This is a genomic window from Nonomuraea africana (genome assembly GCF_014873535.1).
In the GTDB taxonomy this organism is placed as follows: Bacteria; Actinomycetota; Actinomycetes; order Streptosporangiales; family Streptosporangiaceae; genus Nonomuraea; species Nonomuraea africana.
This window is the reverse complement of the sequence record NZ_JADBEF010000001.1, coordinates 6,277,500-6,303,215: the sequence shown is the minus strand read 5'-3', so window position 1 is coordinate 6,303,215 and position 25,716 is coordinate 6,277,500. Positions and strand designations below refer to the sequence as shown.

The 25,716-nt window shown below is 71.5% G+C and carries 19 protein-coding genes; 10 read left to right on the top strand and 9 right to left on the bottom strand.

Annotated elements, in window-relative coordinates:
* The first annotated feature begins 42 nt into the window (after positions 1 to 42).
* Positions 43 to 2,895: a CDP-glycerol glycerophosphotransferase family protein gene (locus H4W81_RS29845; RefSeq protein ID WP_225958850.1), complete on the top strand. Its 2,853-nt coding sequence runs from the start codon at positions 43 to 45 to the stop codon at positions 2,893 to 2,895.
* A 301-nt stretch (positions 2,896 to 3,196) separates the two neighbouring features.
* Here H4W81_RS29845 and H4W81_RS29840 read toward each other — a convergent pair whose 3' ends face one another.
* The gene (locus H4W81_RS29840) at positions 3,197 to 3,559 is read right to left on the bottom strand and encodes a hypothetical protein (protein ID WP_192777863.1); all 363 of its coding nucleotides are present in this window, start codon (positions 3,557 to 3,559) and stop codon (positions 3,197 to 3,199) included.
* Between the two features lie 271 nt (positions 3,560 to 3,830).
* Here H4W81_RS29840 and H4W81_RS29835 point away from each other — a divergent pair, with 271 nt between their 5' ends.
* On the top strand, positions 3,831 to 4,211 hold the full coding sequence (locus H4W81_RS29835; protein WP_225958849.1) for an HflX-like GTP-binding protein: 381 nt from the start codon (positions 3,831 to 3,833) through the stop codon (positions 4,209 to 4,211).
* Positions 4,212 to 4,321: 110 nt separating this feature from the next.
* Here the strand turns inward: H4W81_RS29835 and H4W81_RS29830 are convergent, their stop codons facing one another.
* The 4 genes from H4W81_RS29830 to H4W81_RS29815 form a co-directional block, all read right to left on the bottom strand.
* The gene (locus H4W81_RS29830; RefSeq protein WP_192777862.1) at positions 4,322 to 5,266 is read right to left on the bottom strand and encodes a GNAT family N-acetyltransferase; all 945 of its coding nucleotides are present in this window, start codon (positions 5,264 to 5,266) and stop codon (positions 4,322 to 4,324) included.
* Between the two features lie 204 nt (positions 5,267 to 5,470).
* Positions 5,471 to 6,133 carry a M15 family metallopeptidase gene (locus H4W81_RS29825; RefSeq protein WP_192777861.1) on the bottom strand — a complete coding sequence of 221 codons (663 nt, stop codon included), beginning with the start codon at positions 6,131 to 6,133 and terminating at the stop codon, positions 5,471 to 5,473.
* Positions 6,130 to 7,131, bottom strand: a complete 1,002-nt coding sequence (locus H4W81_RS29820; protein ID WP_192777860.1) for a D-alanine--D-alanine ligase family protein — start codon at positions 7,129 to 7,131, stop codon at positions 6,130 to 6,132. Before H4W81_RS29820 ends, H4W81_RS29825 begins: the two co-directional genes overlap by 4 nt.
* A gap of 20 nt (positions 7,132 to 7,151) precedes the next feature.
* Entirely contained in the window at positions 7,152 to 7,547 is a 396-nt protein-coding gene (locus H4W81_RS29815; protein WP_192777859.1) for a hypothetical protein, read from the bottom strand.
* Positions 7,548 to 8,020: 473 nt separating this feature from the next.
* On the opposite strand from H4W81_RS29815, the gene H4W81_RS29810 reads away from it, so the two are divergent.
* The 4 genes from H4W81_RS29810 (at position 8,021) to H4W81_RS29790 (ending at position 17,450) form a co-directional block, all read left to right on the top strand.
* Complete coding sequence (locus tag H4W81_RS29810; RefSeq protein WP_192777858.1) at positions 8,021 to 8,179, top strand: hypothetical protein; 159 nt, start codon at positions 8,021 to 8,023, stop codon at positions 8,177 to 8,179.
* 55 nt (positions 8,180 to 8,234) lie between these two features.
* Positions 8,235 to 9,845: a DUF885 domain-containing protein gene (locus H4W81_RS29805; RefSeq protein ID WP_192777857.1), complete on the top strand. Its 1,611-nt coding sequence runs from the start codon at positions 8,235 to 8,237 to the stop codon at positions 9,843 to 9,845.
* 400 nt (positions 9,846 to 10,245) lie between these two features.
* Positions 10,246 to 14,169 (top strand): UvrD-helicase domain-containing protein, encoded by a 3,924-nt coding sequence (locus H4W81_RS47730; RefSeq protein ID WP_318782031.1) that lies wholly within the window; start codon positions 10,246 to 10,248, stop codon positions 14,167 to 14,169.
* The gene (locus H4W81_RS29790) at positions 14,163 to 17,450 is read left to right on the top strand and encodes an ATP-dependent helicase (protein WP_192777856.1); all 3,288 of its coding nucleotides are present in this window, start codon (positions 14,163 to 14,165) and stop codon (positions 17,448 to 17,450) included. The genes H4W81_RS47730 and H4W81_RS29790 overlap by 7 nt, the downstream gene beginning before the upstream one ends.
* On the opposite strand, the gene H4W81_RS29785 is transcribed toward H4W81_RS29790, so the two are convergent.
* Genes H4W81_RS29785 through H4W81_RS29770 form a run of 4 tightly spaced genes read right to left on the bottom strand, consistent with a single transcriptional unit; the run spans position 17,413 to position 22,569 of the window.
* Positions 17,413 to 18,468 carry a type III PLP-dependent enzyme domain-containing protein gene (locus H4W81_RS29785; protein ID WP_192777855.1) on the bottom strand — a complete coding sequence of 352 codons (1,056 nt, stop codon included), beginning with the start codon at positions 18,466 to 18,468 and terminating at the stop codon, positions 17,413 to 17,415. The two genes, H4W81_RS29790 and H4W81_RS29785, sit on opposite strands and share 38 nt — an antisense overlap.
* Positions 18,465 to 19,988 (bottom strand): IucA/IucC family protein, encoded by a 1,524-nt coding sequence (locus H4W81_RS29780; protein WP_192777854.1) that lies wholly within the window; start codon positions 19,986 to 19,988, stop codon positions 18,465 to 18,467. The genes H4W81_RS29785 and H4W81_RS29780 overlap by 4 nt, the downstream gene beginning before the upstream one ends.
* Positions 19,988 to 21,475: an IucA/IucC family protein gene (locus H4W81_RS29775; RefSeq protein WP_318782030.1), complete on the bottom strand. Its 1,488-nt coding sequence runs from the start codon at positions 21,473 to 21,475 to the stop codon at positions 19,988 to 19,990. The genes H4W81_RS29780 and H4W81_RS29775 overlap by 1 nt, the downstream gene beginning before the upstream one ends.
* Positions 21,460 to 22,569: an ATP-grasp domain-containing protein gene (locus tag H4W81_RS29770; RefSeq protein ID WP_192777853.1), complete on the bottom strand. Its 1,110-nt coding sequence runs from the start codon at positions 22,567 to 22,569 to the stop codon at positions 21,460 to 21,462. Before H4W81_RS29770 ends, H4W81_RS29775 begins: the two co-directional genes overlap by 16 nt.
* 156 nt (positions 22,570 to 22,725) lie before the next feature.
* On the opposite strand from H4W81_RS29770, the gene H4W81_RS29765 reads away from it, so the two are divergent.
* The 4 genes from H4W81_RS29765 (at position 22,726) to H4W81_RS29750 (ending at position 25,714) form a co-directional block, all read left to right on the top strand.
* Positions 22,726 to 23,004, top strand: coding sequence for a hypothetical protein (locus H4W81_RS29765; RefSeq protein ID WP_192777852.1), 279 nt, complete (start codon positions 22,726 to 22,728; stop codon positions 23,002 to 23,004).
* A gap of 9 nt (positions 23,005 to 23,013) precedes the next feature.
* Positions 23,014 to 24,369 carry a sensor histidine kinase gene (locus H4W81_RS29760; protein ID WP_192777851.1) on the top strand — a complete coding sequence of 452 codons (1,356 nt, stop codon included), beginning with the start codon at positions 23,014 to 23,016 and terminating at the stop codon, positions 24,367 to 24,369.
* Positions 24,366 to 25,028 carry a response regulator transcription factor gene (locus H4W81_RS29755; protein ID WP_192777850.1) on the top strand — a complete coding sequence of 221 codons (663 nt, stop codon included), beginning with the start codon at positions 24,366 to 24,368 and terminating at the stop codon, positions 25,026 to 25,028. The genes H4W81_RS29760 and H4W81_RS29755 overlap by 4 nt, the downstream gene beginning before the upstream one ends.
* Before the next feature lie 98 nt (positions 25,029 to 25,126).
* Complete coding sequence (locus H4W81_RS29750; RefSeq protein ID WP_192777849.1) at positions 25,127 to 25,714, top strand: hypothetical protein; 588 nt, start codon at positions 25,127 to 25,129, stop codon at positions 25,712 to 25,714.
* Positions 25,715 to 25,716 lie beyond the last annotated feature (2 nt).

Sequence of the window (25,716 nt, the reverse complement as noted above, 5' to 3'; positions counted from 1 at the left end):
CCGTGCCCACCTGTTTCCGGGTCCGAAAGGCGGTGCCCCTTCATGGCCACCCCGACCGGCGACGTCGTCGCCGAGCGCCTGAGGGTTGTCCAGGACCTCTGTGACCGGGGGGAGCCGCTGGATGTGATCATGCGGACCGTCCGGTCAGCGGGGCTGCCACCTGACGAACGGCGCGCGTTCGACGCCGAGGTGCTGAGCGGCTCGCTCGGCCAGCGCTTCGACCAGGCCGCCAAGCGCGGCGCCGCCCGCAGGCGCGAACTGGTCGCCCTGTTCAGGCCGTACCTGGCCGAGGTCGACCAGGGCGTCAAGCGCGACCTGCCCGTCGCGCGCAGGCTCGCCTACCACCTGGTCGAGCACCGCCCCGACGCCGAGCTGATCGACGGCGACGCCCTCACCAAGGTCATCACGGCCGCCGCCGAGCCGTCCAAGCGCATCCGCAAGGGCCTGCGCTGGTACGCCGATCTGCCCTTCGCCGACGAGCTTCCGCACGACCTCTACCGGCTGCGCCGCTCCGACCTGGTGCCCGTCACCCAGATCGACGACATCGTCTGGGAGCACGGCAGACTCCGCGTCGACGGCTACGCCTACCTCGCCGGCCTGTCGGTGCGCAGCCGCCGCTTCAACCGGGCGACCGTCGTGCTGCGCGGCCCCCGCTGGCTGCCGCCCGTGCGGATGCGCACCCGCCGCACCCTCGCGCCCGAGGCCACCCACGCCGCCCGCGAGCCCGGGTGCAACTACGACTGGTCGGGCTTCACCGCCACCCTGAGCCCGTGGCCGCTGCGCTGGCGCTCGTCGCTGCGCGCCGCCGTCTCCGCGGTGCGGCGCAAGATGCGCCACAGGCCCGCCGTCCAGGACACCACCACGTGGCGCGCGGAGATCGTGTTCTGGTCGCGCGGCGCCAGGGCCACTGGCCTGCTGCGCGGCGCCTCCCTCGGCAGGACCGAGCGGCCCGCGGGGCTGCGGATCAAGCCGCGCTGGTGGGTGCGTCCGGTCTGGACCTCCGACCGGGCGCTCCAGGTCGTGCTCCAGCCGAACAGGGCCGAGCTGACCGGGGTACGGCTCGACGGCGAGCGCCTCGAACTGACCGTCTTCCTGCCCGGACGGACCTGCACCAAGGGCCACGCCAGGCTCGGTGGGCACCGCATGCACGCCGACTTCCAGCCCGTCGAGGGCGGCACCAACGTGCTCGTGACGCTGGCCGTACCCGCTCTGCTGCAGGAGAAGGACGGACGGCGGCTGTGGGTCGAGCCCAAGGGCGACCCCGCGGCCTCCGTCATGCTCGGCGACGCGCTGGAGGAGACCAGGGCACAGGTCGGCGACCGGGAGATCACCGTGCTCGGCGACCGGCGCGACCGCGTCGTCGTCTCCGCGCACCGGATCAGGCCGGTGATCACCTCCGCCGCGTGGGACGGCGCCGTGCTCGAACTGCGCGGCGAGTACCCCGACGTCGAGGGGCCGCGCCGGCTCTCGCTCAGGCACCGCTCGGGGCTGATGTTCCACGCCGAGATGGCACGCTCCGGCGGCGACTTCACGGTACGGCTCTCGCCGTCCGAGATGGAGCGGTTCGGGGAGCGCGTCCCGATGCCGTCGGGCACCTGGAACCTGTCGGTGCGCCACCCCACGGGCGAGATCGTCCCCGTGCGGGTCTCGCACGCGGCGCTGCCCACGCTGGACGAGTCGCAGCACTTCTTCGCCGGTCGCGGCTACCGGTTCGTCTCCACCCGCTTCGACGTGCCCGTGCTGATGGCCGAGGAGTCGCGCCCCGCCGACGAGAAGGGCGTCGCGGGCACCCACGTGCTGCGCCGCGTCTACTACCCGGCCCAGCGCGCCGAGCCACTGCGCGAGTCGACCGTCTACGTGGTCAACGACGGCCGCCACTACGCCGACAGCGTCCGCGCGATCTACGAGGAGCGGCTGCGGCGCGGAGACGACCGCGAGCACATCTGGATCGTCAAGGACGGCGCCTTCGTGCCGCCGGGGCCCGCCACCGTGGTCCGCGCGGGCAGCCGCGAGCACCACGCGGCCCTGGCACGTTCCCGGCACATCGTGACCAACGCCTTCCTGCCCACCTGGTTCAGGGCACGAGACGACCAGGTCGTCGTCCAGACCTGGCACGGCACGCCCGCCAAGCGCATCGGCAACGACCTGCCGCACATGTCCCGCGACCCCCGCCCGCCGGTCTGGCACCGCCAGGCGGCCGAGGTGCGCGGCTGGGACGTGCTGCTGTCCCAGTCGCCGTGGGCCACCCCCGTGCTGCGCGAGGCGTTCGGGTACAAGGGCGAGGTGCTGGAGAGCGGGCTGCCGCGCAACGACGTCCTCACCTCACCCGACAGGGAGGAGCTGGCCGCTGCCGTACGGCGACGGCTGGGGCTGATCGAGGGCAAGAAGGTCGTGCTGTACGCGCCGACGTGGCGCGACTACGACAGGAAGAACAGCACGATCAAGCTGGACCTGTCGCTGGCGAGGGCCGAGCTCGGGGCCGACCACGAACTCCTGGTGCGGGCGCACCCCATGCAGGCGATGCCGCTGGTGCCCGGTGACGTGGCCCACGACGTCACCACCTACCCCGACATGTCCGACCTCCTCCTGGTGGCGGACGTGCTGGTCACCGACTACTCGTCGTCGATGTTCGACTTCGTGGCGACCGGACGGCCGATCGTCTTCTTCACCTACGACCTGGAGAAGTACTCGTCGAAGCGGGGGCTGTACCTGGACCTGGCGGCGCAGGCTCCTGGGCCGTTGCTGTCGAAGTCGGCGGAGGTCGTGGCGGCCCTGCGGTCGATCGACACGGTGGCGGCGGCGCACGCGGACCGGTACGAGGCGTTCAGGGCCACGTACGCCCCGCGAGACGACGGCAAGGCAACAGCCAGAGTCGTCGACCACGTCTTCTCCTGAAGAACCTTCGGACGCAGGACCCCAGGAAGGCCCTCGCTCGAAGGGCCTTCGGTTGGGGGCGGGCGCGCCGGGGCCCTTCGGACGTGTTGCCAGTCGGGCCGGCGCCCCGACCCTCGGCCGCCGCCATGACCGCGTCGAACTGGCCGGCGATCACCTCGGCCGCGCGCCGGGGCAGGTCCGCCGACGACGGCGGCGGCGCCGCAGTCGTCAGCGCACGCGCGCCGCGTACGCGATACCGTAGGCCCAGGAGGATCTCCGATGGGCCTACGGATGTCGCCCTTGGCGTGGCGACGATGAGCCACTAGTAGTTGTGGTTGATCTGATGGTTGCTTCCGTCGCCATCCTTCTTGTAGTGGTCGCCACAGTCGCGACCCTGGTAGCGCTCGTCGTTGTGATTGATCTGGTTGTTGCTACAGGGGTAATCCTTCGTGTCGTTGCGGTTGATCTGGAGGTTACCGCCGTAGCTATGGTCTGGCTTCTTGCAATGCCACTTGCCGTGATAGCGGTAACAGTCGTCAGCCATGGAGGCCTTGACGGGCGCGGTGGCGGTCTCGACCACGGTGCCGGTGCTCGCGCCGGCCGCCTGAGCAGACATCGTCACGGGGACGGCGAAGGCGGAGGCCACGATGGCGGTGGCGGTCAGAGCGTTCTTGAGGTTGAGCATGATGGATCATTCCTTTCATATCCGCTTTGTCCTGGTGTGTGCCTATTTCTAGCTAATTCGGGTTGCAAGGCCCTTTCGCGGAGGTTGCAGGGGCAGTCGTGTGCCTCGCGCACGCCGGGCGTGAGCGATACGGCGCTCGGTGTTGTGTCAGGCTGATCGCGCCGTATGCCTGGTTGGCGTGAACACTCGTCGTTCGATCGCTACCGTGTCGATCGTGAAACCGCATCGACGCCGACGGCGGCCCCGTCGCTCTTCGCGGAACATCCGGCCCTTGGAAGGGCGGCCGGACTTCTCACCCGAAGGGCTGGCCGGCGCGGACGTCCTTGTCGTCGGTTACTTCTCCGCCAAGGAGAAGCAGCATGCCGCGCTCATGGCCGCACTCGCCGACTCCGTGACGGCCCTCGGTGCTCACGTGGTCGGGCGCTTCGTGCAGCGCCGAGGGGTGTCCGACGGCGGCGTGAAGGCGATGGACCGGCCCTACTCGTCCCGCACGCTGGTGAGTGGTGGCAAGGTGCGGGAGATCGCACTTGCTCGCGAGGAGACCGACGCCGACGTCGTCATCTTCCGCAATCCGCTGACGGCTCATCAGCGCGACGTACTCACCGAGCTCCTGGGCTGCCCGGTGATCAGCGCCACCGATCTGTGGGCGTGACGGCACTCCATGCCACACGCACCCGCGGCTCAGCGCTATCCGAGCAGCGATACCGCTCGACATCAGCAGAGCGTCGACGCGAGTGGAAACGAGCGCGATCACGCCAGGCCTCACGTCATCACAATGCGCCGCCCGGTCACCTCGTATCCGATGCGTTCGAAGGTGGCCGCCATCGGGTGGTTGCCGACGTCGGTGTTGTCGATGATGAGAGGTTCGCCCTCCTCGGCGAAGATGTGCATCGCCTCGGCCAGCAGGTCGTACGCGTAGCCGTGGCCGCGGTGCCGGTGGTCGACGCCGATGTAGCCGGTCGTCGCCGAGCGGTCGTTGCGGGTGGGCATCACCATGCCGACCAGCTCGCCCGCCGCGTTGTAGGCCAGCCGCCACCTGTCGCGTCCGCCGGGCATGCCGCCGACCATGGCCATGAGGTGAGCCGCGACCTCCTTGGGCGACATGCTGCGCAGGTCCGCCTGGTCCCCCGCGTCCAGGCTGCCGGTGACGATGTGGACCATCAGGTCCAGCAGGACCTGTTCGTCCGTGACAGGGGTGAAGGTGAGCCTGGTCGAGCGGGACGGCAGGCCGTACTCGGGGATCCAGCGCAGGTTGAGCCGCTCGACGTGGAAGGTCAGTCCCGCCTTCTCCGCGGCCTGGATGCGGGCGTTGGCCTCGGCGAAGGCGTCGGGACGCTCGCGCCAGTCCGCGGGCAGCAGGAGGTTGTACTCCGGCCGCGGGCCGATCGGTGAGTGGTAGTCGGGAGTGACGAGCGCGGCGTAGGCGGCCTTGAGCAGGGCGGCGCCGTTCTCCACGGTGTCGAAGTCGAAGTAGTCGAGGCCCCACGGATGCTCCGCGCGGTGTGGGGCGCTGAAGGCGGCCCTGGCGACGACCCGCTCGCCCCGCTGGGCGATCCAGACCCACTCCGGCCGGTACTCGCCTTCGGCGGCCAGTTCCCGGAAGGGGCGCATGCGCTGTCCGACACCGGACGTGGGCAGGGTGGTGATGCTGTCGAAAAGGGCGAACTCGCTCTCGTCGGCGAGTGCGCGGAAGACCGGTTCGGTCAAGGGATCTCCTGTGGAAGGAGCGCTCCCGTCAGGCGGACACCTGGGTCCGGTGGGAGCGCGAAAGCGAAACGGGGAACATGCGACTCCTCACCTCCTTCATGTGATCGACGGACGTACGCTATCGGCGCGCTCGGGGCGGCGCAAGATGCCCGGGCTCGTGACCAAGCTCACGCCCCGCCGTTGCCCACCCGCCCCGCGTCACGCTCACGAAGGGCGCAGATCACGCTCATCGATCTCGCCGTAGCAGGCCTCCGGCTGGTTGTGGTGCGCCGCCCAGATCTGGCTGCCGAAGTCGAAATGCCACCACTCGTCAGCGTCACAACGGAAGCCCGCACCGATCATGGCGTCCCTCAACCTTCGCCGGTTGTCCCTGACACGGGGACTTCCGGCGTGTTCCTCGAAATAGAGAGCCGCCGACTCGGGCCCGAAATGGTCGAACGGCGTCCCCAGGTCAAGCTCGTGACCGGCCCGGTCCACCAGCGTCAAGTCCACTGCCCCGCCGGTGGAATGGGGCGGGATGCGTCGCGGATTCGCGGGCTCGGTGACAAAGATCTCCGCCTCCTTCCTCAGTTCGGCCTCTTCCTTCTCCGGGTGGGCGGTTCGAAGGGTCGCGAGGTAATCCAGGTAGATGTTGCTCTGCACGGAGCGCGGCCGGTAACCGTCCCAGATCCTGAAGGTCAACGGAGCCAGGTCGCGCTGAATGTCGAGCAGCATGTCGGCTACTGCGCGCCGTAAATACATCGCGCTGGTCGGTGACAGGCCCCGGTGAAAGTAGGCGGGACACAGATCGAACGGGTAGTCACGGAGGTCCACCAGGGCATCGCCATTCTCCCTGATGACGACGTGCTCGAATTCGACGGCCGTCATCCACGCATCGCCGATCGGCAGATACGCTCGCAGAGCTCGGGGAAAGCGATTCCCGACGCTTGTGCCGACTGCGGAAAGAGGCTGGTGGCGGTCAGTCCGGGCAACGTGTTCACCTCCAGGCACCAGAGGCGCCCCTCCTCGTCCTGCCGGAAGTCCACGCGGCTGTAGGAGTCGAGCTTGAGGCTCTCATGAGCCCTGACCGCGAGCTCCTGCAGTTCGGCCGTCAATTCGCGGGAAATGTCGGCAGGGAAGATCTCCAGAGCGCCGCCGACCTGGTACTTGGCCTCGTAGTCGAAAATCTCCTTGTCACGGAGTTTGATTTCCCCGACGGCCAGCGGCTTTCCGTCGAGAACGCCGATGACGAATTCCCGTCCGGGCACGAAGCGCTCGATCAGCACATCGGCGTCGTGCACCCGCGCGGCCCTTACGGCGTCGTGCAGGTCCTGCGGCTTCTTCACCAGAGTGAGGCCGATGGTGGACCCCTGCGCGTTCGGTTTGACGATCAGCGGATCGCTGGCGGTGATCTCGAAGGGGATGTTGTCCGGATCGCCGCCCGACCCCAGCAGCAGCCAGTCAGGAGTGGGCACGCCCGCCGCGCGGAACAGCCGCTTGCTCAGATCCTTGTCCATGGCGATGGCGCTGGCGAGGTGGCCGCTGCCGGTGTAGCGCAGCCCCGCCGAGTCGAGGATCGCCTGGATGACGCCGTTCTCTCCGGCACCCCCGTGCAGGGCGAGGAAGACGACGTCCGCGCCCAGCAGTTCCTCCACCAGCCGGGTCGCCATGCCCACGACGGGCTGTTGGGCGAGGTCGGGCGGCGCGTATCCCACCTTCGCCTTCAACACGCGCTCCTCTTCGGCGCGGTCGAGCCGGCCCTTGACGGTGTCGAAGACGTCCACACGATGGCCGCGCCCACGCAGGGCCGGGATGACCTGGGCCGCCGAGGCGATCGAGACGTCACGCTCCGCGCTCGCGCCGCCGAGCAGCAGCGCCACGCGCATGGGCTTGGGAGGCAGTTCCATCAGGTTGCCTGCCTTTCGAAAGCTTCTACGATCTCGCTTATGTCTCCGTATAGCGGCATCGCGTCTTCCATAAGGAGAACCTCCGTCTGAACAGGTGTCGAAGTGGACAGGCAGTGCGTCATGAGTTCGTGGATCGGCTCCATGAGGTCGCCGGGGACGAGTTCGGGATTGCCGACCACCGCCGTCTTGCCGGCGTTGCGCAGATACAGCGCTGAAATTATGTCCTGGTCGCCGGGCTCCAGGCCAGGGTCCACGATGGCGATGTGAACGCCGGTGGCCAGTTCGCCCTTATGCTGGATCACCTGCGCCGCCGTGAAGATCTCGACAATGTGAAATGGCGCATCACGTATCGACGGAATGTCGCTCACCAGAACAACAGGAATGGAAGCGGTCATGCAACTCCCCGCGCGGCGGCGGGACCGGCGCTGATAATCCGTCCGGTTAAAAGAGTCGACCGCTGCATTGCAGCCTTCATTTCTCCCCTGGTTGTGCGGTCTCAGCGCCGGGCACGAATGCGTGCAGACGATCTTCGTGGTACGCTAGGGCGGATGCAGGGCCGTTGCAACTTGACGCACGGCCCATGCGGCTTGATGCAGACCTCGCTGGCATCTTCTTACCATCGGATGGTGATCAACGGCGTGCCCGGTCGGGCGCGTACGGCCTTGCCCTGGCGCGACTCTTCCTGAACGGCATCGGCGCCGACCGGCGGACGGCACGTGGGGTCCCGGTCACTCGGAACGCCGGGGAAGGGTGAAGGCGAGGACGGGGACTATTGACGCGCCGATCCACCACGGCGGACGCGGGGAATGCGGGAGGGCCGGTGCCGGTTGAGGCTTCTAGTTTAATTTTCAACTAGAAGGAGCCCGTCATGGTTCTCGGACACATCCTCATGCTGCTCATGGGTGTGCTGGTGGTCGGCGGTATGGGCGTCGCGCTGGTGGTCATGGTGCACTCCGGCGTCAGGACGGGTGAGTGGCCGGTGCACAACCGGCGGCGGGTCGTCTGGCGGGGGTTCGTGGTCAGGTAGGGCGGCGGCCGTAAAGGAAATGACCAGGGGGAAGCCGCTCTGTACCTTTGCCGGAATGACACCGATTTTCCGGCTGTGCGATGAGCACATCACCAGGTCGGCCGAGCTCGACCCCGTGGACGCCGTCTACATGGGCATCTCGGGTGACTTCGGCGTTTCCACCGACTACAGCCCCGACGGGCACGCGGCTCGGCACGACCTGCTGAAGTCCACGCTCGCCAAGCTCGACACCCTCGAGCCAGAGAACGACGACGACCGCAGGGCCGCGAGCCACCTGCGCGAGCGCCTCGAGGCGCATGCCGCCTGGTATGAGACCGGCGAGCAGTACGCCGACCTCAGCAGCCCGTTCGGCCTGTTGTCCAGCGTCAGGGACAGCATCGACCTGCTGCCCACCGGCGGCGACGAGCAGTGGCGCAAGGTGGCCGCGCACCTCGCGGCGGTGCCCGAGATGCTGGCGAGCTGGCAGACCTCGCTGAACGAGGGCATCAGGCGCGGCCTGGTGGCGGCGCGGCGGCAGGCGGTGGAGGGCGCGGGCGCGGCGGAGAAGTACGCCGGCACCCACGACGCCCTCGTCGCCTCCTACGGCGACGGCCCGCTGGCCGGTGAGCTCGCCAAGGCCGCCGCCCTGGCCCACCAGGGCTACGCGGACGCGGCTCGTTACCTGCGTGAGGAGTACGCGCCGAAGGCAGCCGAGCGCGACGCCGTGGGGGCCGAGCGCTACGCGGTGGCCGCCAGGCTGAACCTCGGCGCCGACCTCGACCTGGTCGACGCCTACCAGTGGGGCTGGGCGGAGCTGGAGCGGATCGAGGAGGAGATGCGGCAGGAGGCCGACGCGATCCTGCCGGGAGCGAGCGTCGACGAGGCGATCGCCCACCTCAACGCGACGCAGTACGTCGTCGGCGCCGAGGCCTTCCTCGCCTGGCTCAAGGAGAAGCATGACGGCGCCATCGCGGCGCTGCACGGCACACACTTCGACATCGCCGAGCCGCTGCGCACGATCGACGTGACGCTGGCGCCCGGCTCGACGTCCGGCTCGGCCTACTACACCGCGCCGAGCGAGGACCTGTCGCGTCCGGGACGCACATGGTGGCCGGTCGGCGGCAGGGAGAGGTTCGCGACCTGGAGCGAGCTGTCGACCGTCTTCCACGAGGGCGTGCCAGGACACCACCTGCAGCTCGGCGCGGTCACCGTGGCGGGCGACAGGCTGTCGCGGTATGCCAAGTTCTCCTGGGTGAGCGGGCACGGCGAGGGCTGGGCGCTGTACGCCGAGCGCCTGGCCGACGAGCTGGGCTGGCACACCGAGCCGGGCACCCGTCTCGGCATGCTGACCGACTCCGCGCTGCGCGCCGCCCGCGTGGTGATCGACATCGGCGTCCACCTGGACCTGCCGCTGCCCGACGGCTCGCGCTGGAGCTTCGAGAAGGCGTGCGAGGTGCTGAGGGAGCGCGGGCGCGCGGTGGCGCACACCGTGCACCCCGAGATCGTCAGGTACTTCGGCTGGCCGGCGCAGGCGATCTCGTACAAGCTGGGCGAGCGCGCGTGGCTCGAGGCCCGCGCCGAGGCCGCGCGCAGGCCGGGCTTCGACCTCAAGCAGTGGCACACCGCCGCGCTCAACCTCGGCCCGATCGGCCTGTCCGGCCTCCGCTCGGCGCTCTCCTCCATTTAGTTCCTGTACGGCAAGCGGAGTGAAGCCCACCGCCGTCACCGGCTGAGCCCCGTCCAAGCACGCCACTCCAGCCGGACTCCGGTGCCCACCGTTACGTCGTCACGTGAAGCGGACGACGTTTCGGTGCGTGGCCGAAGTCCTGCTGGAGCACGCGTGATGGACGGACGGTCAGCGGTGACCACGGTGGCCTTGAGCCACGCTTGCCGTAACGGATGTGCATGAAATGCGCCGCGTGTCGGAGGACGGATCGGAGATTTCCCTCGATACCGTGGGCGGATCGCGTGAGGAGACCGGTCAACTCGGCACGATCTACCCCTGTGGTCTGGTGGAATCTAGAGCTGTGAGTGGTCAGACCTGGCGGTTGGTGCGGCGTGGGGGCGGGGGCGCCGTTGCGCCTCCTGTGTTCGACCGTGACCAGCGTGCCGTGGTCGCGCACCAGGGCGGCCCGCTCCTGGTCCTGGCGGGTCCCGGCACCGGCAAGACCACCACGATCGTCGAGGCCGTCGTCGACCGCGTCGAGCGGCGCGGCGTCGATCCCGAGCGGGTCCTCATCCTCACCTTCAGCCGCAAGGCCGCCGAGGACCTGCGCCAGCGGGTGACGGCCCGGATGCGGCGCACCACCCGCACCCCGTTCGCGCTCACCTTCCACAGCTACGCCTACGCGCTGCTGCGCCGCGAGGCCGTCCTGGAGGGCAGGCAGCCGCCTCGCCTCCTCACCGGTCCCGAGCAGCTCCTCGAGATCCGCCGCCTCCTGCACGGCGAGCTCGAGGAGGGCGCCCCGTTCTGGCCCGAGTCGCTGCGCGAGGCGATCAAGACGCGCGGCTTCGCCGAGGAACTGCGCGACTTCCTGGCCCGCGCGGGCGAGCGAGGACTGGACGCCGAGCGGCTGGTCGACCTCGGCCGGCAGTACGGCAGGGCCGACTGGGTCGCCGCCGGACGCTTCTCCCAGCGCTACCAGGAACGCTTCGACCTCGACCCCGAGCTGTCGCTCGACTACGCCGAGCTGATCAGGGCGGCCGCCGCGCTGCTGGCCGACCCCTCGGTACGGCACCGCGAGCGCTCGGCATACGACGTGGTGTTCGTCGACGAGTACCAGGACACCGACCCCGCGCAGGAGCACCTGCTCAGGCACCTGGCGGGCGACGGCCGCGACCTCATCGCGGTCGGCGACCCCGACCAGTCGATCTACGGGTTCCGCGGGGCCGACGTCCAGGGCATCCTCCGCTTCCCCGAGCGCTTCCGCGACCGCGCGGGCCGTCCCGCGCCTGTTGTGGCGCTGCGCGTCTCGCGCCGCAGCGGCGCGGACCTGCTCGCGGCCTCCCGCCGCGTCGCCGCCCGCCTCCCCGCGGCCCCCGCCCCCCAGCCGCCCCCCTCCTTCGATCCCCAGACGACGCCTTCCCCGTCAGCCACACCGGCGCCTCATCCGGCACCCCCTCCGTCGCCCTCGACCCCCACGCCTCGGGACGCCGCGGTCGACACCTCGGGACCTTCCGGTTCCGCCTCGACCCCCGCGCCGCGGGATGTCGACGCCTCGGGATCTTCCGGTTCCGCCTCGACCCCTGTGCCGCGGGATGTCGACGCCTCGGGGCCTTCCGGGTCCGCCTCGATCCCGCAGCCGACCCTCACACCTCCGGGCGCCGCCGTGGACGGCTCTGGAGCGCCGGCCACCTCCACCGACGCCTTCGGGGCCGCCGCGGTCTCCGCCACCCCGGCTCCTCAGACGACGCCCGTGGCTCCGGACTCACCCGGGCTCGGGGCGACCTCCTCGCACGGCGGTTCGCGCGGGGTGTCCGCCGAACCGCACCCCGTGCGGACGTGGGAGCGTCCCGACAGGCAGAAGGCGCGCGGGCACAGGGACCTCACTCCGACGCCGGACACCGACCACGGCGAGGTGCGGGTGCTGCTGGCCGACAGCGTCACCCAGGAGGCGGCCGTGGTGGCCGACACCCTGCGCAGGGCGCACCTCATCGAGGGTCTGCCATGGCATCGGATGGCGGTGCTGGTGCGCTCGGCCGAACGGCAGGTGCCACTGCTGCGGCGGGCGCTGGTGAGCGCAGGGGTCCCCACGATGGTGGCCGGTGACGAGGTGCCGCTGGCGCAGGAGCCGGGGGTCCGTCCCCTGCTCACCACCCTGCGCGTCGCCCTGACCCCCGCCGCGCTCGACGAGGCGGTGGCCGAGGAGCTGCTCACCGGCCCGTTCGGCGGCACCGACATGCTCGGGGTACGCCGTCTCCGGCGCGCCCTCAAAATCGCCGAGAACGAGGCCACCCACGCGACACCACCATCCGAAGCCGACACCCCCGAAGCCGAGACCCCTGAGGACGAGGCGACGCCACCCGTCGTAGACGCCGCCTCACAGGGCGAAGGGACCCTTTCCGAGGGGCAGAGGACCCTCTCCGAGGGGACGGCGACGCTCTCTGCGGGGGAGAGGCCCCTCTCCGAGGACGAGAGGACGCCCTCAGAGGGGACGGCGACGCTTTCCGAGGGAGGGGCGGCGCTCTCCGAAGGGGAGGCGGCGCCCTTCATGGAAGCCGTCCCACAGAGCGCGGCGACGCCCTCCGAGGACGACGAGGACGACGAGGACGACGAGGACGACGAGCACGGGTACCGGCGGGAGGTGCCGCGGTCCTCGGGAGAGTTGCTCATCGCCGCACTCAGGGACGCCAGGGAGCTCGTCAGGATCGAGCCTCACATCGCCGTCCCCGCCGAACGCGTCGCCAGGCTCATCGCCACCGCCCGCGAAGCCGTCCAGGCGGGTGGCACCGCGGAGGACGTGATCTGGGCGGTATGGCAGGCCAGCGGCCTGGCCGAGCGGTGGACCGAGCTCAGCCTGGCGGGCGGCGCCAGGGGGGCGCAGGCCGACAGGGACCTCGACGCGGTCGTGGCGCTGTTCGACTACGCGGCCAGGTTCGTGGACAGGATGCCGAAGGCCGGTCCCGAGGTGTTCCTCGAGGACCTCTCCTCCCAGGAGATCCCCGGTGACACGCTGGCCGAGCGCGCCCCCGACGGCGACGCCGTGCGGGTGCTCACCGCCCATCGCGCCAAGGGCCTGGAATGGGACCTCGTGATCGTCGCGGGCGTGCAGGAAGGCGTGTGGCCCGACATCAGGCTGAAAGGCTCCCTGCTGGGCATCGACGAGCTGGTCGAGCTGGCCGAGGGCGCGCCGCTCGACTTCACCGACGCGACCGCCGCCGCGCTGGCCGCCAAGCAGCTGGCGGAGGAGCGCCGCCTGTTCTACGTGGCCGCCACCAGGGCGAGGAAGCGGCTGGTCGTCACCGCCGTGGGCGGCGAGGACGCCGACGAGCGTCCCTCGCGGTTCCTGTCGGAGCTGATGCCGGGAGCGGTGGAGGAGGCGACGGTCGACGACCACGCCAGGTGGTTGAACCTGTCGGCGCTGGTCGCCGACCTGCGCAGCGTGGTCACCGACACCGCCCAGCCGGAGACGATGCGCAGGAAGGCCGCCGAGCACCTGGCGCGCCTGGCGCGGCAGGGTGTGCGGGGCGCGCATCCGAGCGAGTGGTACGCCCTCACGGAGCTGTCCGACGACCGCCCGCTGAGCTGGCCCGACGGCATCGTGAGCATCTCGCCCTCGGCGGTGGAGAGCTTCACCAAGTGCGGCCTGCGCTGGCTCCTGGAGACCGCGGTGGGCGCGGCGGGCACGAGCTCGGCACAGGGGCTCGGCACGGTCGTCCACGCGCTCGCCGTCCTGGCCACTGAGGACCTCGCCAGCGAGGAGTTGCTCGGCAAGCGCCTCGACGACATCTGGACCGAGCTCGACTTCGGCGGCGTGTGGTTCAACCGCAAGCAGCGCAGGGTCGCCGAGCAGATGATCGCCAGGTTCATGAAGTGGCAGCAGGACAACGGCCGCACCCTGGTCGCCACCGAGGAGTCGTTCGTCGCGACGGTCTCGGAGGGCGTGCAGATCAAGGGCCGCGTCGACAGGGTCGAGCGCGACGAGGACGGCAGGGCGTTCATCATCGACCTCAAGACCGGCACCTCCAAGCCCAGGCCCGACGAGCTCGACCGCCACCCGCAGCTGGGCGTCTACCAGCTCGCGGTGCTGCTCGACGCCTTCAAGCGGCACGGCCTGGCCGAGCCGGGCGGCGCCGCGCTGGTCCAGGTGGGCAAGGCGGCGGGCAAGGAGGCCAAGGAGCAGGCGCAGTCGCCGCTCGACAGGGCCGACAACTGGGCGAAGGAGATGGTCGACACCGTCGCCGTCGGCATGTCGGGGCCGTTCTTCCAGGCGAAGGTCAACGACGGCTGCCGCACCTGCGCCGCCAGGGCGAGCTGCCCCGTCAACGACAACGGGGGTCAGGTGTGCTGAGCCCCGTCGAGCTGGCCGGCAAGCTCGGCATCAGACCGCCCACCCCCGAGCAGGCCGTGGTCATCGAGGCCCCGCTGGAGCCGATGGTCGTCATGGCGGGCGCGGGTTCGGGCAAGAGCGAGACGATGGCGGGCAGGGTCGTGTGGCTGGTGGCCAACGGCCTGGCCAAGCCCGAACGCATCCTCGGGCTCACCTTCACCCGCAAGGCCGCGGCCGAGCTGGCGCACCGGGTCAGGGAGCGGCTGAACGGCCTGGCGGAGGCGGGCCTGGTCCCCTCGCAGCTGCTCGACAACGAGCCCACGGTCTCGACCTACCACGCCTACGCCGCCCGCCTGGTCACCGACCACGCCGTCCGCGAGGCGCTCGAACCGACCATGCGCCTGGTCACCCCGGCCGTCGCCTGGCAGCTGGCGAGCAGAGTGGTGGCGATGTACGACGGGCCGATGGACAAGATCGAGCTGGGCCCGCCCTCGGTCACGGCCGCCGTCCTGGAGCTGGCGGGCGAGCTGTCGGAGCACCTGCGCTCGGCGAGCGACGTCAGGAGGCTGGGCGAGTGGCTGCGCGGCAAGGCGGCCGAGGCGGTCACCGTGCGGCAGCGCAGGCCGCTGGCCGTCCAGGACGCCCGCGAGCAGTTGCTTCCGCTGGTCGAGGCCTACGAGCGGCTCAAGCGCGCCCGTGAGGTCATCGACTACGGCGACCAGATGTCGCTGGCCGCCCGTATCGCGGCCAACCACCCGGACGTCGGCCGCATCGAGCGCTCCCGCTTCTCGGTGGTGCTGCTCGACGAGTACCAGGACACCAGCCACGCCCAGCTGGTGCTGCTGCGCAGCCTGTACGGCAACGGCCACCCCGTCACCGCCGTCGGCGACCCCTGCCAGTCGATCTACGGCTGGCGCGGCGCGTCCTCGGGCAACCTGCGGCGCTTCGTCACCGACTTCCGCACCGCCAAGGGCGACCAGGCCCCCGTCAGGCAGCTCAGCGTCAGCTTCCGCAACGGCGACCGCGTGCTCGACGTGGCCGCGCGGATCCAGCTGCCGCTGCGCATGGAGGCCCGCGAGGTGCCGGTCCTCGTGCCGGGTCCCAACCGCGTCGACAGGGGCCGCGTCACCTGCGCCTTTCACGAGACGGCGGAGGACGAGGCCAGGTGGGTCGCCGACCAGGTCAAACGGGCCCTCGGCCAGGAGCTCGCGCCCGACGGCCTGCCGTGGGGCGACGGCGAGCGGAAGAAGACGCCGGCCGTCCAGCCCCAGGACATCGCGGTGCTCGCGCGCAAGCGGTCGCAGTTCCCCGCGCTGCGCAGAGCGCTCGAAGAGCGCGACATCCCCGTCGAGGTGGTGGGTCTCGGCGGCCTGCTGACCGTGCCCGAGGTCAGCGATCTCGTGGCCACGCTCAGGGTGCTCTACGACGCGAGCGCGGGCGACGCCCTCGCCAGGCTGCTGGCGGGGCCGCGCTGGCGGATCGGCCCCGCCGACCTGAGGCAGCTCGGCGAGTTCGCCAGGGAGCTCAACCGCGAGCTGCGGGAAGGCGCCGAACGGCCCGCAGACCCGCTGGACCAGGCCGTCTCCGACCTCGCCGAGGAGCGCGGCAGCCTCGTGGACGCCCTGGACGAGCTGCCCGACAGAGAGGAGTGGCTCGCCGCGTTCTCCCCGCTGGCCAGGACCAGGATGGTGGCGCTCGCCCAGGAGCTGCGCCACCTGCGCGCCCACACGCACCAGCCGCTGCCCGACCTGATCTCCGAGGCCGAGCGGCGCATGGGCCTCGACATCGAGGTGGCGGCGCGATCGGGGACGGCGGGCGCGGTGGCGGCCCGTGCCGACCTCGACGCCTTCCTGGATGCGGCCTCCCGCTTCGCCGGAGACTCCGAGGACCCGACGCTCGGCGCGTTCCTGGCCTACCTGGAGGCGGCCGAGAGCGAGGAGTTCGGCCTCGAGGCGGGCAGGGTCGGCGAGAGCAACAGCGTGAAGCTGATGACCGTGCACGCCTCCAAGGGCCTGGAGTGGCCGATCGTCGTCGTGCCGGGGCTGTCGCAGCTGCTGAGCGCCAACGGCATCACCAAGGGCAGCATCTTCCCCGCCACGCCGGTCACCAACAGCCGGTGGACCGACAACCCGCGCAAGCTGCCGTACGCGCTGCGCGGCGACGCCGCCGACCTGCCCCGCCTGACCGGGCTGACCAAGGACGAGCTGGCCGCCTTCGACGCGCGCTGCCGCGAGCGCGATCTGACGGAGGAGCGCCGCCTGGCCTACGTCGCGGTGACCCGCGCCCACTACCACCTCATCGCGTCCGGCTACCGGTGGGGCACCGCCTCGAAGCCGCTCGAACCCTCCGACTTCCTGCTGGAGATCCGCGACACCTGCGGCACGGCCGCGGTGTGGGCGGCCGCACCCGAGGAGGGCGCCACCAACCCGCTGCTCGCCGAGCCCGCCGAGGCACAGTGGCCGCTCACCCCGGGCGGCGCCCGCCAGCAGGGCATCGAGGACGGCGCCCGCCTGGTGGAGGCCGCCTTGATGGAGGTGACACCAGAGGCGGAGACCCCCGAAGAGGACGAGCCGCTCAGCGAGGGCGACGAGGAGCGCCTTCGCGCCTGGGAGCGCGACACCGACCTGCTGCTGCGCGAGCGCGCCACCAGCCGCGGCCGGTCGCGGACCACGGTCGAGCTGCCCGCCAAGCTGACCGTCTCGTCCCTGGTCACGCTGGCCACCGACGCGGGCGCGCTGGCCCGCAGGATCCGCAGGCCCGTCCCGACCCAGCCCGCGCCGCTCGCCCGCCGCGGCACCTCCTTCCACAAGTGGCTGGAGTCGCGATGGGGTCAGCAGCGGCTCATCGACGACTTCGAGCTGCCGGGGGCCTTCGACGAGCCCGAGGAGCTCGACGCCCGCCTCTCCGAGCTCCAGGAGCGGTTCGAGGAGAGCGAGTGGTCCGGGCGCGAGCCGCTCGACCTCGAGGTCCCGTTCGAGACGATGATCGCCGACCGCCTCGTGCGCGGTCGGATGGACGCCGTCTTCGAGCGCGAGGACGGCTCCTACGAGGTGGTCGACTGGAAGACCGGACGCCCGCCGTCCGGCAAGGCCGCCCGCGGCGCGGCCGTCCAACTGGCCGCCTACCGGCTGGCCTGGTCGCACCTGGCGGGAGTCCCGCTGGAGCAGGTCGGCGCGGCCTTCCACTACGTGCGGTTCAACCAGACCGTCCGCCCCGTCGACCTGCTCGACGAGGAGGGGCTGGTCGCGCTGATCGAGTCGATCCCTAGGTCAGGTAGTGGAAGCCGGGCTTCGGGTGCATGAGGAAGTCGTGGTGGGAGATGTTCCACGCGTAGGCGCCCGCCATGGCGAACACGACGGTGTCGCCCACCCTGATCGAGGTCCTGACCTGGCTGGCGAGCACGTCCTTCGGCGTGCAGAGCTGGCCCACGACCGTCACGGGGGTGTCCTCGACGCCGGGCCCCGACCCCGTCGGCAGCACGGTGAACGGCTGCGAGTGGCCCTTGGTGGCGGGCGTGCGCAGGTGGTGGGTGCCGCCGTGGACGATCGCGAAGGCCGCGCCGTGCACCCGCCGTACGTCGATCACCCGGGTCACGTAGAAGCCGCAGTAGACGGTCAGCGCACGGCCGGGCTCGATGCGGACCACCTGGCCAGGACGGCGTAGCGCGGTCAGCCCGGTGCCGTAGGCGGACCAGTCGAAGCGGCGCTCGGGCGAGGTGTAGGAGACGGCCATGCCGCCGCCGACGTTGACCTCCTCGTCGTGCTGGGCGAGCAGCACCCGGGCGAGGTCGAGCAGCGCGGGCGCCTCCAGGCCGCTGGCCAGGTGGGCGTGCACCCCGCGCAGCCGGACCCGCTCGGTGAACAGCGGCAGGCACTCGGCCAGGCCCTGGGCGTCCATGCCGAAGGGGCCGCTCATGGTCAGGGCGGCACCGGCCGTCTCCAGCGGGAGGTTCAGCCGCAGCAGCACGTCGGCCCGTACCTGATGATCGAGCAGGCGCCGCAGCTCGAACGGCGACTCGACGTGCAGGCGGTGCGCGGGCAGGCGCAGCTCGGCGTCCGTCTTGCCCGGCCCGCCCACGGCCAGGCGCGCGCCCGGCAGGACGGCGCTGACGTGCGCGTGCTCGCCGGCCGACGACACCTCGAACCCGTCCACGTGGGCGGAGAGCACCCGCAGGAGCTCGGGGTCGGGGTTGGCCTTGACCGCGTAGTAGAGCTCGATGCCGGGCAGCGCCGCGCGCACGGCGGCGGCGTGCGCGTCCAGTGCCGCCAGGTCGTAGACGAAGGCGGGGGCCGCGAGCCCAGGGGCGATGTCGGCGATCACGCGAACGGGTTGGCGATCGGCACGTAGCCCGCGCTCCTGTCGGCGGCGCGGGCCCAGCGGACGCTGAGGTTGGCCTTGGCCGGCAGCGGCGCCCCGGCCAGGAGGTCCGACAGCGGCAGCGGCCAGCCGGTCGCCGCGCCGTACTCGGCGAGGATCTCCCTGGCCACCGCCCAGAGCTCGCGCAGCGCGGCGTCCGACAGCGCGAGCGTGGCGGCGATCTCGGTGAGGTGGTTGACCATCAGGCAGTAGACCACCCTGGCCCAGCCGCGCGAGGCGTCGTAGGTGAGCGCCTCGGCGACCCGCGGATGCAGCTCCGACAGCTCGTGGTCGACCAGCTTGGTGCCCTCCAGGTCGCGGAAGATCGCCTCGACCGGCCGCCCCACCGGGTCAAGGCCGATGAGCACGTTCTGCAGGTGGGGTTCGAGGACGACGCCGTGGGTGAAGTAGGCGTCGAGCACCGGCAGCGCGACGGCCCGCACATACGCGGCCCACCAGGAGACGGGGTCGGCGGGCGTGGCCGCGCAGGCCAGCGCGCCCGCCAGCACGGGCGTGAGCCCCGGCGAGCACACCGACCACGGGCTGGCCCGCACGATCACGCCCAGCCCCTCCAGCAGCCTGGTGTCGAGCGCCGCCGAGCGGTAGCCGGGCTCGGGCAGCCAGCGCGTCCCCGGGAACCGCGCCGAGATCGCCTCGAAGACGGGCGCCAGCCGCTCGGTCAGCGCGACGGCGCCCGCCAGCTCGTACCACGCGTTCTTGCGCACGCAGTTGGTGATCCGCACGTCGAGGCTGAACTTCAGGCAGCTGCCGCTGGACGGGTCGTAGACCGTCCTGACCGAGGAGGTCGGCCAGACGACGGGCCCTTCGCCCAGGTCGATCAGCCGGTCGTCGAGGGCGGGGCGCAGCAGGTCGAGCTGCCAGGGGTGGGCGGGCAGCAGCGCGTAGCCCTGCGGCGCGATCCCGGCCAGGTCGAGCGCGGAGGCGTCGCCCTCCTGCGCCAGCACGTCCTCGCGGACGCCGAGCAGGCGCAGGGGGAAGGAGGCGTGCGCCTCGGGCGCGTAGCGCAGCCACTGCTCGCCGCCGCGCGCCTTGGGCGAGGGGTGGAAGGGGTGGCCGAGGACGAGCGCCTGTTCCGAGGCCAGCCACGGGTCGTTGGGCGGCGTGGCGGAGGCCCGCGCCCGCAGGATGGCCGCCAGCGCGTCCCTGCTGGCCGCCACCTGCCCGGCGAACTCGGTGTTGTGCCCGTCGAGCTCGGCCTCGGCCAGCCGGACCAGCTCGTCGGCGGTCAGCGGCACCCACGCGCCGTACTCCAGGCGCTCGATCTGCCCCTCGAACCGCAGCGCCGCGCCGCCGCCCGTGCGCGCCCTGATGAGCGTGTCCGCCACCGTCAGCAGCAGGTACGGCGAAGCCGGCCACACGTGCCCGCGCGGCCCCGCCACCTCCCGTACGCAGCAGCGCAGCAACGCGGACAGGGTGGCCTCCTCGGCGATCGCGGCGGGCGGATCGAGGACCAGGCTTCGCATCAAGCGCTCCTCAGCAGGGAAAGGGCTCGCAGGTAGTTGGGGCCGCTGGTGCCGTAGAACTTGTTGATGTCGCGCGCGCCGGATCGTTCCTTGGCCACGAGCGTCCCCGCGGTGATCATCGACTTGCCGGTCAGCCTGACCGCCTCCAGCGTGCGGGCGCGCAGCAGCTTGGCCATCGGGTCGTCGCCGTGCTCGTCCAGCGCCTCCTCCAGGCAGGAGCGCACCAGCGTGGCGGCCCGCTCGTCGGGCAGCGCGCCGAAGGCGATCGAGGCGGCGGCCAGGTGGAGGGTGATCGTGACGAACACGTCGGCGAGGGCGTGCGGGTCGTCGGTCAGCATGCGCTCGTCGGCGAAGGCGGGCACCTCGATCCCCGCGGCGGCCAGCCTCGCGGGGGAGGCCAGCAGGCCGTCGTTGTCCTTGACCAGGAGCCTGAGCTCGTCGCGTCCGGTCAGCACGAGCGCGAGGTTCTGCTGGTGGGCCTCCAGCGCCACGCCGTACCTGACGAACAGCCGCACGTTCCAGCGCAGCAGCGTCCGCAGGTAGCGGGTGACCAGGCCCTCCACGTCGCCCAGCTCGGCCCGCACCTCGGGGACGTTCAGCGCGGCGACGGGGATGATCCGTCCCTCGGGCAGGCGGCGCAGCATCCAGCCGAGGTACTCGTCCCCGGTGTGCGCGTAGGTCTGCTCGTCGGCCAGCACGATGTCGGGGTCGGCCAGCCCGCGCAGCAGCAACTCGGCGGCGGCGCCGTCGGCGAGCGTCGTGGGTTTGATCGAGCGGCGGTTGCGGCGGCCGAGCGTGCTGGTGGGCAGCGGCAGCTTCAGCTGGGTGCGGGAGTCGAGCTGCACGGTTCGCATCGAGAGCGTCGGCCTGACCGTCAGCCGCGGCCCCTCCACCACCTGCACCCCTTCGAGCTTCGGCAGCGTCAGCGGGTGCACGGGGAAGAGCACCTCGGGCCCCCAGTGCGTGGCCGCCCCCGTCACCCGCTCGGCGGGGACGCGCACCCAGCGCAGGTCGAAGGAGGGCGCGAACTCGGGCGCGTAGGCCAGCAGCTCCTCGTCGGACAGGCCCGCGCGGGCCCTGGCCGTCGGGTAGATCGGGTGGTCGACGAGGGCGGCCAGCGACTCGTAGTCGGCCAGCTCGCGACCCGTGATCAGGGGCCGGTGCGCGTCGAGCAGTTCGAGCGCGTGCAGCGCCTCCACGCACTCGTCGAAGAAGGCCGCCACGCCGTCGGAGTCCGCGGGGTCGGCGATCTCCTGCAGCGTGTTGAGCACCTGCTCCAGGCCGAGCAGCTCGTCGTCGGCCACCACGAAGTCCTGGAAGAGCTGGCCGGGCGCCAGCCGTACCCGCCTGCCGTCGGCCAGCAGCAGGGCCACGCCCTCCTTGCTCCTGGTCACGCGCTTGGACAGGTCTCCGTAGTCCTCTCTCAGCAGCGCGTCGAGGACCCTCTTGGCGAGGTACGGCTCGCGCGGCCTCATCCGATCACCCACGGATGCCGCTCCTGGAAGGCGGTCACGGCCTGCCGCACGCCCTCGGCGGACGGCCCGACCGCCCTGATCACGCCCAGGTAGTCGCGGTTGGTGTGGGTCAGCTCCACCCTGTCGCCCACCTTCCTCAGCGGCCGGTGCCACAACCCGCCTTCCTCGACGCGGGGCGGGGCCGCGGTGATCACTCCCGAGCGGTCGGCGACCACGCTCACCGCGCAGCCGTGCCCCACGGCGGCAGGCGGCTCGGGCACCCGCTCGCCCAGGTGCACCCGCAGGATCCACTCGAACAGCGGCACGCCCAGGATGTCGGCCAGCAGGAAGTCGCAGTGGTCGCCGATCGCCCGGTAGTTCACCTCGATGATCCTCGGCCCCCGCTCCGTGACCACGTACTCGGTGTGGCAGGCGCCGAACCCCACTCCCAGCGCCTCCAGCGCGCGCAGGACGTGCTCGTCCGCGCTCGGCGCCCAGTCGAGGCGCTCCTCCACGAAGTGCGGCAGCGGCCCGAGCGTGGTCGCGAACCCGCCCAGCACGCGCGTCGTGACGCCGTCGCCCAGGGTCTCCATCGTGCGCAGCGGCCCCTCCAGGTACTCCTCCACGACCAGCGGAAGGTCCCGCATCCCGGCGACGGACCGCTCCAGGTCGCGCCCGACCAGCAGCACGTTCTCGCTGGCCACCCCTTCGCGGGGCTTGACCACCACCGGGTACGGCACGTCGGCCGGCACCGGATCGCCGGGCGCCAGCCGTACCGACCAGACCCGCTCGACCCCCGCCTCCGCCAGCTTCCTGCGGGTCAGGAACTTGTTCTTGGCCGCGAGGCAGGCCCGCCAGTCCTTGCCGGGCAGCCCGAAGTACTCCGCCGCCAGCGCGGTCTCGACCTGCAGGTGGTCGGAGTTGGAGAAGATCGCGTCGGGCCGGTGGTGGTGGGCGATCGCGTCGATGACCGCGCGCGGATCCCACACGTCGCACCCGATGGCGTCGGGGTGCTGCTCGGGCCGGTCGCTGAGGATGGTGACGTCACAGCCGAGCGCCCGGGCCGCGGGCAGGAAACCGTCGGTCACCGAGTCGGTCGGCTTGGCAGCGGTCAGGTAGAGCCGCAACGCGTGACACCCCCGGATCAGGTAAGGCTAACCTAACCGGCAGATCCTAGCGTGGCAGAGATCATCATGCGGCACGGACAGCGTAATCACCCTGTATGAGAGTCTTCTCATCTTCCCCTCATCGTGGGCTCCCGTCCGGCCGTCAGGCTGGCGGACATGAGCCGTAAGACCTCGCTCGCCCTGGCCCTCGTCGCGCTCGCCCTCGCCGTGCTGGCCGCCCTCGTGGTCGGCGCGGTGAGCAACGCCGAGCCCGACCTGGGCGGCGCGATCGTGGTCACCCCGCGCTCCACTCCCGGCGCCACCTCCTCGCCGTCCTCGCCCTCCCCGCCTACCTCGTCGCCGGTGTTGACGCGGATCGAGCGCGCCGAACCCGTCAAACCGCCTCCTCCCAGCAGGGGCGGGGACGACGACAATGAAGACGATGACGACGACTGAGCAGGTGGAATGAGCGCCCGTGCGCGCATCGTGGGCTGGATGCTGGTGGTGGTCGGCCTGGCGCTGGGAGTCTCGCTGTTCTCCGTCTGGACGGTCCTCCAGGCCAGGGTGGACGACCGGGTCAACGCCGAGCTGGGCAACGAGGCCGACAAGCTGCGCCAGTACGTCAAGGGCCGCCCTGAACGCGACGTCACCGCGCTGCTCACCCGATACCTGGAGGTCAGCGTCCCCGACAGGTGGGAGACGTTCTTCACGATCGTCGACGGCCGGGCCGACCTGCGCACCGGCCTGGTCCGTCCGATCATCGACACCGACGACGCGCTCGTCGCCCGGCTCGCCGCGGCCACCGAGCCGACCGTCGACTGGGCGCGGACGTCGGCGGGTACCGTCCGCTACGCCGTCATCCCCGTCCGCGTCGAGGGGGACCGCTCGCGCGGCCACTTCGTCGCCGCGATCTTCTACGACCGCCACCGCGACGAGGTGGCCGACGCGGTCGGCGTGCTCAGCCTCGCCTCGCTGGCCGCCCTCGCGATCGCGGGCGCGGCAGGATGGGTGGTCGCGGGCCGCGTGCTCGCCCCCGTCAGGCTCGTACGGCAGGCCGCCGAACACATCGGCGACTCCTCCGACCTCACCAGACGGCTCACCGTGACCGGCAACGACGACGTGGCCGCCCTCGCCCGCACCTTCAACACCATGCTCGACCGCCTCGAGCGGGCCTTCGCCGTCCAGCGGGAGTTCGTCGACGACGCCGGGCACGAGCTGCGCACCCCGATCACCGTCATTCGCGGCCACCTCGACCTCATGGGCGACGACCCCGACGACAGGGCCGAGACCCTGGCCCTGGTCACCGACGAGCTGGCCCGCATGAACAGGATCGTCGACGACCTGCTCACCCTGGCCAAGTCGGAGCAGCCGGGATTCCTGGCCCTCGGGGAGGTCGAGATCGCCGACCTGACCGTCAGCGTGATCGCCAAGGCCAGAGGACTCGGCGAGCGCGCGTGGCGGGTGGAGGAGGTCGCCGACGCGCGCGTCGTCGCCGACCGCCAGCGGCTGACGCAGGCGCTCATGCAGCTGGCCGCCAACGCCGTACGGCACACGAAGCCGGGCGACCTCGTCGCCTCAGGCTCGGCGGTCGTCGACGGCCGGATCCGGCTCTGGGTGCGCGACGGAGGGCCCGGCGTGCGGCCCGAGGACAGGGAGCGGATCTTCCAGCGGTTCGTCCGCGCGGGCAGCCGCTCCCACGAGGGGGCCGGGCTCGGCCTGGCGATCGTCCGCTCCATCGCCGAGGCCCACGGCGGCCGGGCCTGGGTCGAGGACGGCTCCCGCTTCGTGATCGAACTCCCGTGTCGAGAGGTACCCGGATGAACCGCATCCTGATCGCCGAGGACGAGCACCGCATCGCCGCGTTCCTGGAGAAGGGGCTGCGGGGCAACGGGTTCGTCACGACAGTGGTGGCCGACGGCGAGAGCGCCTTCGAACACGCCCGCGGCGGCTCCTTCGACCTCATGGTGCTCGACATCGGGCTGCCGCTCAGCGACGGGTTCACCGTGCTGCGGCGGCTGCGCGAGGCCAGGGTCTCGCTGCCGGTCATCATCCTGACCGCCCGCGACAGCGTGGCCGACACGGTGGCCGGGCTGGAGGGCGGCGCGGACGACTACATCCGCAAGCCGTTCGCCTTCGAGGAGCTGCTGGCCAGGGTGCGGCTGCGGCTGCGCGCCGACCGGGTGCCCGAGGTGACCGTGCTGCGGGCCGGGGACCTCTCCCTCGACCTGCGCAGCCGCAGGGCCTACGTCGGGGGAGAGCCGGTGGAGCTGTCGGCCAAGGAGTTCGCGCTGGCGGAGGTCTTCTTCCGCCACCCCGACCAGGTGCTGACCCGGCAGCAGCTGCTCAGCCACGTGTGGGGGTTCGACTTCGACCCCGGATCGAACGTGGTCGACGTCTACGTCCGCTACCTCCGCCGCAAGATCGGCGCCGAGCACATCGAGACGCTGAGGGGCGCCGGATACCGGCTGCGGGCCGGATGAGAACGCTCTAACGGCCGCCTCATGGAGGGGCCACCGGGGGTTCGGAAGCTGGAGTCAGCCGCGCAGGAGACGCGGAACCAGGACACCAGGAGTTGGACATGGACCTCAGGCGGATCCTCCTCGCGATCGCTGTCACGTGCGGGCTGGGCGCCGGGGGAGTGGCCCTGACGGCCGCCCCCGCCCAGGCCGCCCCCTCCACCGTCACGGCCATCGACGACAGGGACGACGACGGCGACGATGACGAGAGGGACGACGACGGCGACGACGACCGGGACGATCGGGATGACCGGGATGACGACCGGGGCGGCCGGGACGACCGCGGATCTCGCGATGACGACGACCGAGCCCCACGTGGCGGCGTAGAGACCGGCAAGGGCGCCCTCCGGGACGATGACGACGACGCTCCCAAGGGCGGGGTCGACACCGGCGCCGGCGGCGTCACCCGGGACGACGATGACGACGATGACGCTCCGAAGGGCGCCGTCGACACCGGGGCCGGCGGCGTGGCCCGCGACGACGATGACGACGACACCCCGAGCGGTGGCGTCGACACCGGGGCCGGTGGCACCTGGACCGGTGAGGAGTCCTCGGGCGTCAACCCGGTCCTGCCCGCCGGTCTCGCAGGCGCGGCCGTCCTCGCCGGTGGCGGTCTGTGGCTGCGTCGCAAGCTCACCCAGGAGGGCTGACC

Bases quoted from the DNA above. Each gene is read 5' to 3' on its own strand.
- H4W81_RS29845 (WP_225958850.1), top strand. From the start codon at position 43: ATGGCCACCCCGACCGGCGACGTCGTCGCCGAGCGCCTGAGGGTTGTC.
- H4W81_RS29840 (WP_192777863.1), bottom strand. From the start codon at position 3,559: ATGCTCAACCTCAAGAACGCTCTGACCGCCACCGCCATCGTGGCCTCC.
- H4W81_RS29825 (WP_192777861.1), bottom strand. From the start codon at position 6,133: ATGACGGCCGTCGAATTCGAGCACGTCGTCATCAGGGAGAATGGCGAT.
- H4W81_RS29820 (WP_192777860.1), bottom strand. From the start codon at position 7,131: ATGCGCGTGGCGCTGCTGCTCGGCGGCGCGAGCGCGGAGCGTGACGTC.
- H4W81_RS29815 (WP_192777859.1), bottom strand. From the start codon at position 7,547: ATGACCGCTTCCATTCCTGTTGTTCTGGTGAGCGACATTCCGTCGATA.
- H4W81_RS29810 (WP_192777858.1), top strand. From the start codon at position 8,021: ATGGTTCTCGGACACATCCTCATGCTGCTCATGGGTGTGCTGGTGGTC.
- H4W81_RS29805 (WP_192777857.1), top strand. From the start codon at position 8,235: ATGACACCGATTTTCCGGCTGTGCGATGAGCACATCACCAGGTCGGCC.
- H4W81_RS29780 (WP_192777854.1), bottom strand. From the start codon at position 19,988: ATGCGAAGCCTGGTCCTCGATCCGCCCGCCGCGATCGCCGAGGAGGCC.
- H4W81_RS29765 (WP_192777852.1), top strand. From the start codon at position 22,726: ATGAGCCGTAAGACCTCGCTCGCCCTGGCCCTCGTCGCGCTCGCCCTC.
- H4W81_RS29760 (WP_192777851.1), top strand. From the start codon at position 23,014: ATGAGCGCCCGTGCGCGCATCGTGGGCTGGATGCTGGTGGTGGTCGGC.
- H4W81_RS29755 (WP_192777850.1), top strand. From the start codon at position 24,366: ATGAACCGCATCCTGATCGCCGAGGACGAGCACCGCATCGCCGCGTTC.
- H4W81_RS29750 (WP_192777849.1), top strand. From the start codon at position 25,127: ATGGACCTCAGGCGGATCCTCCTCGCGATCGCTGTCACGTGCGGGCTG.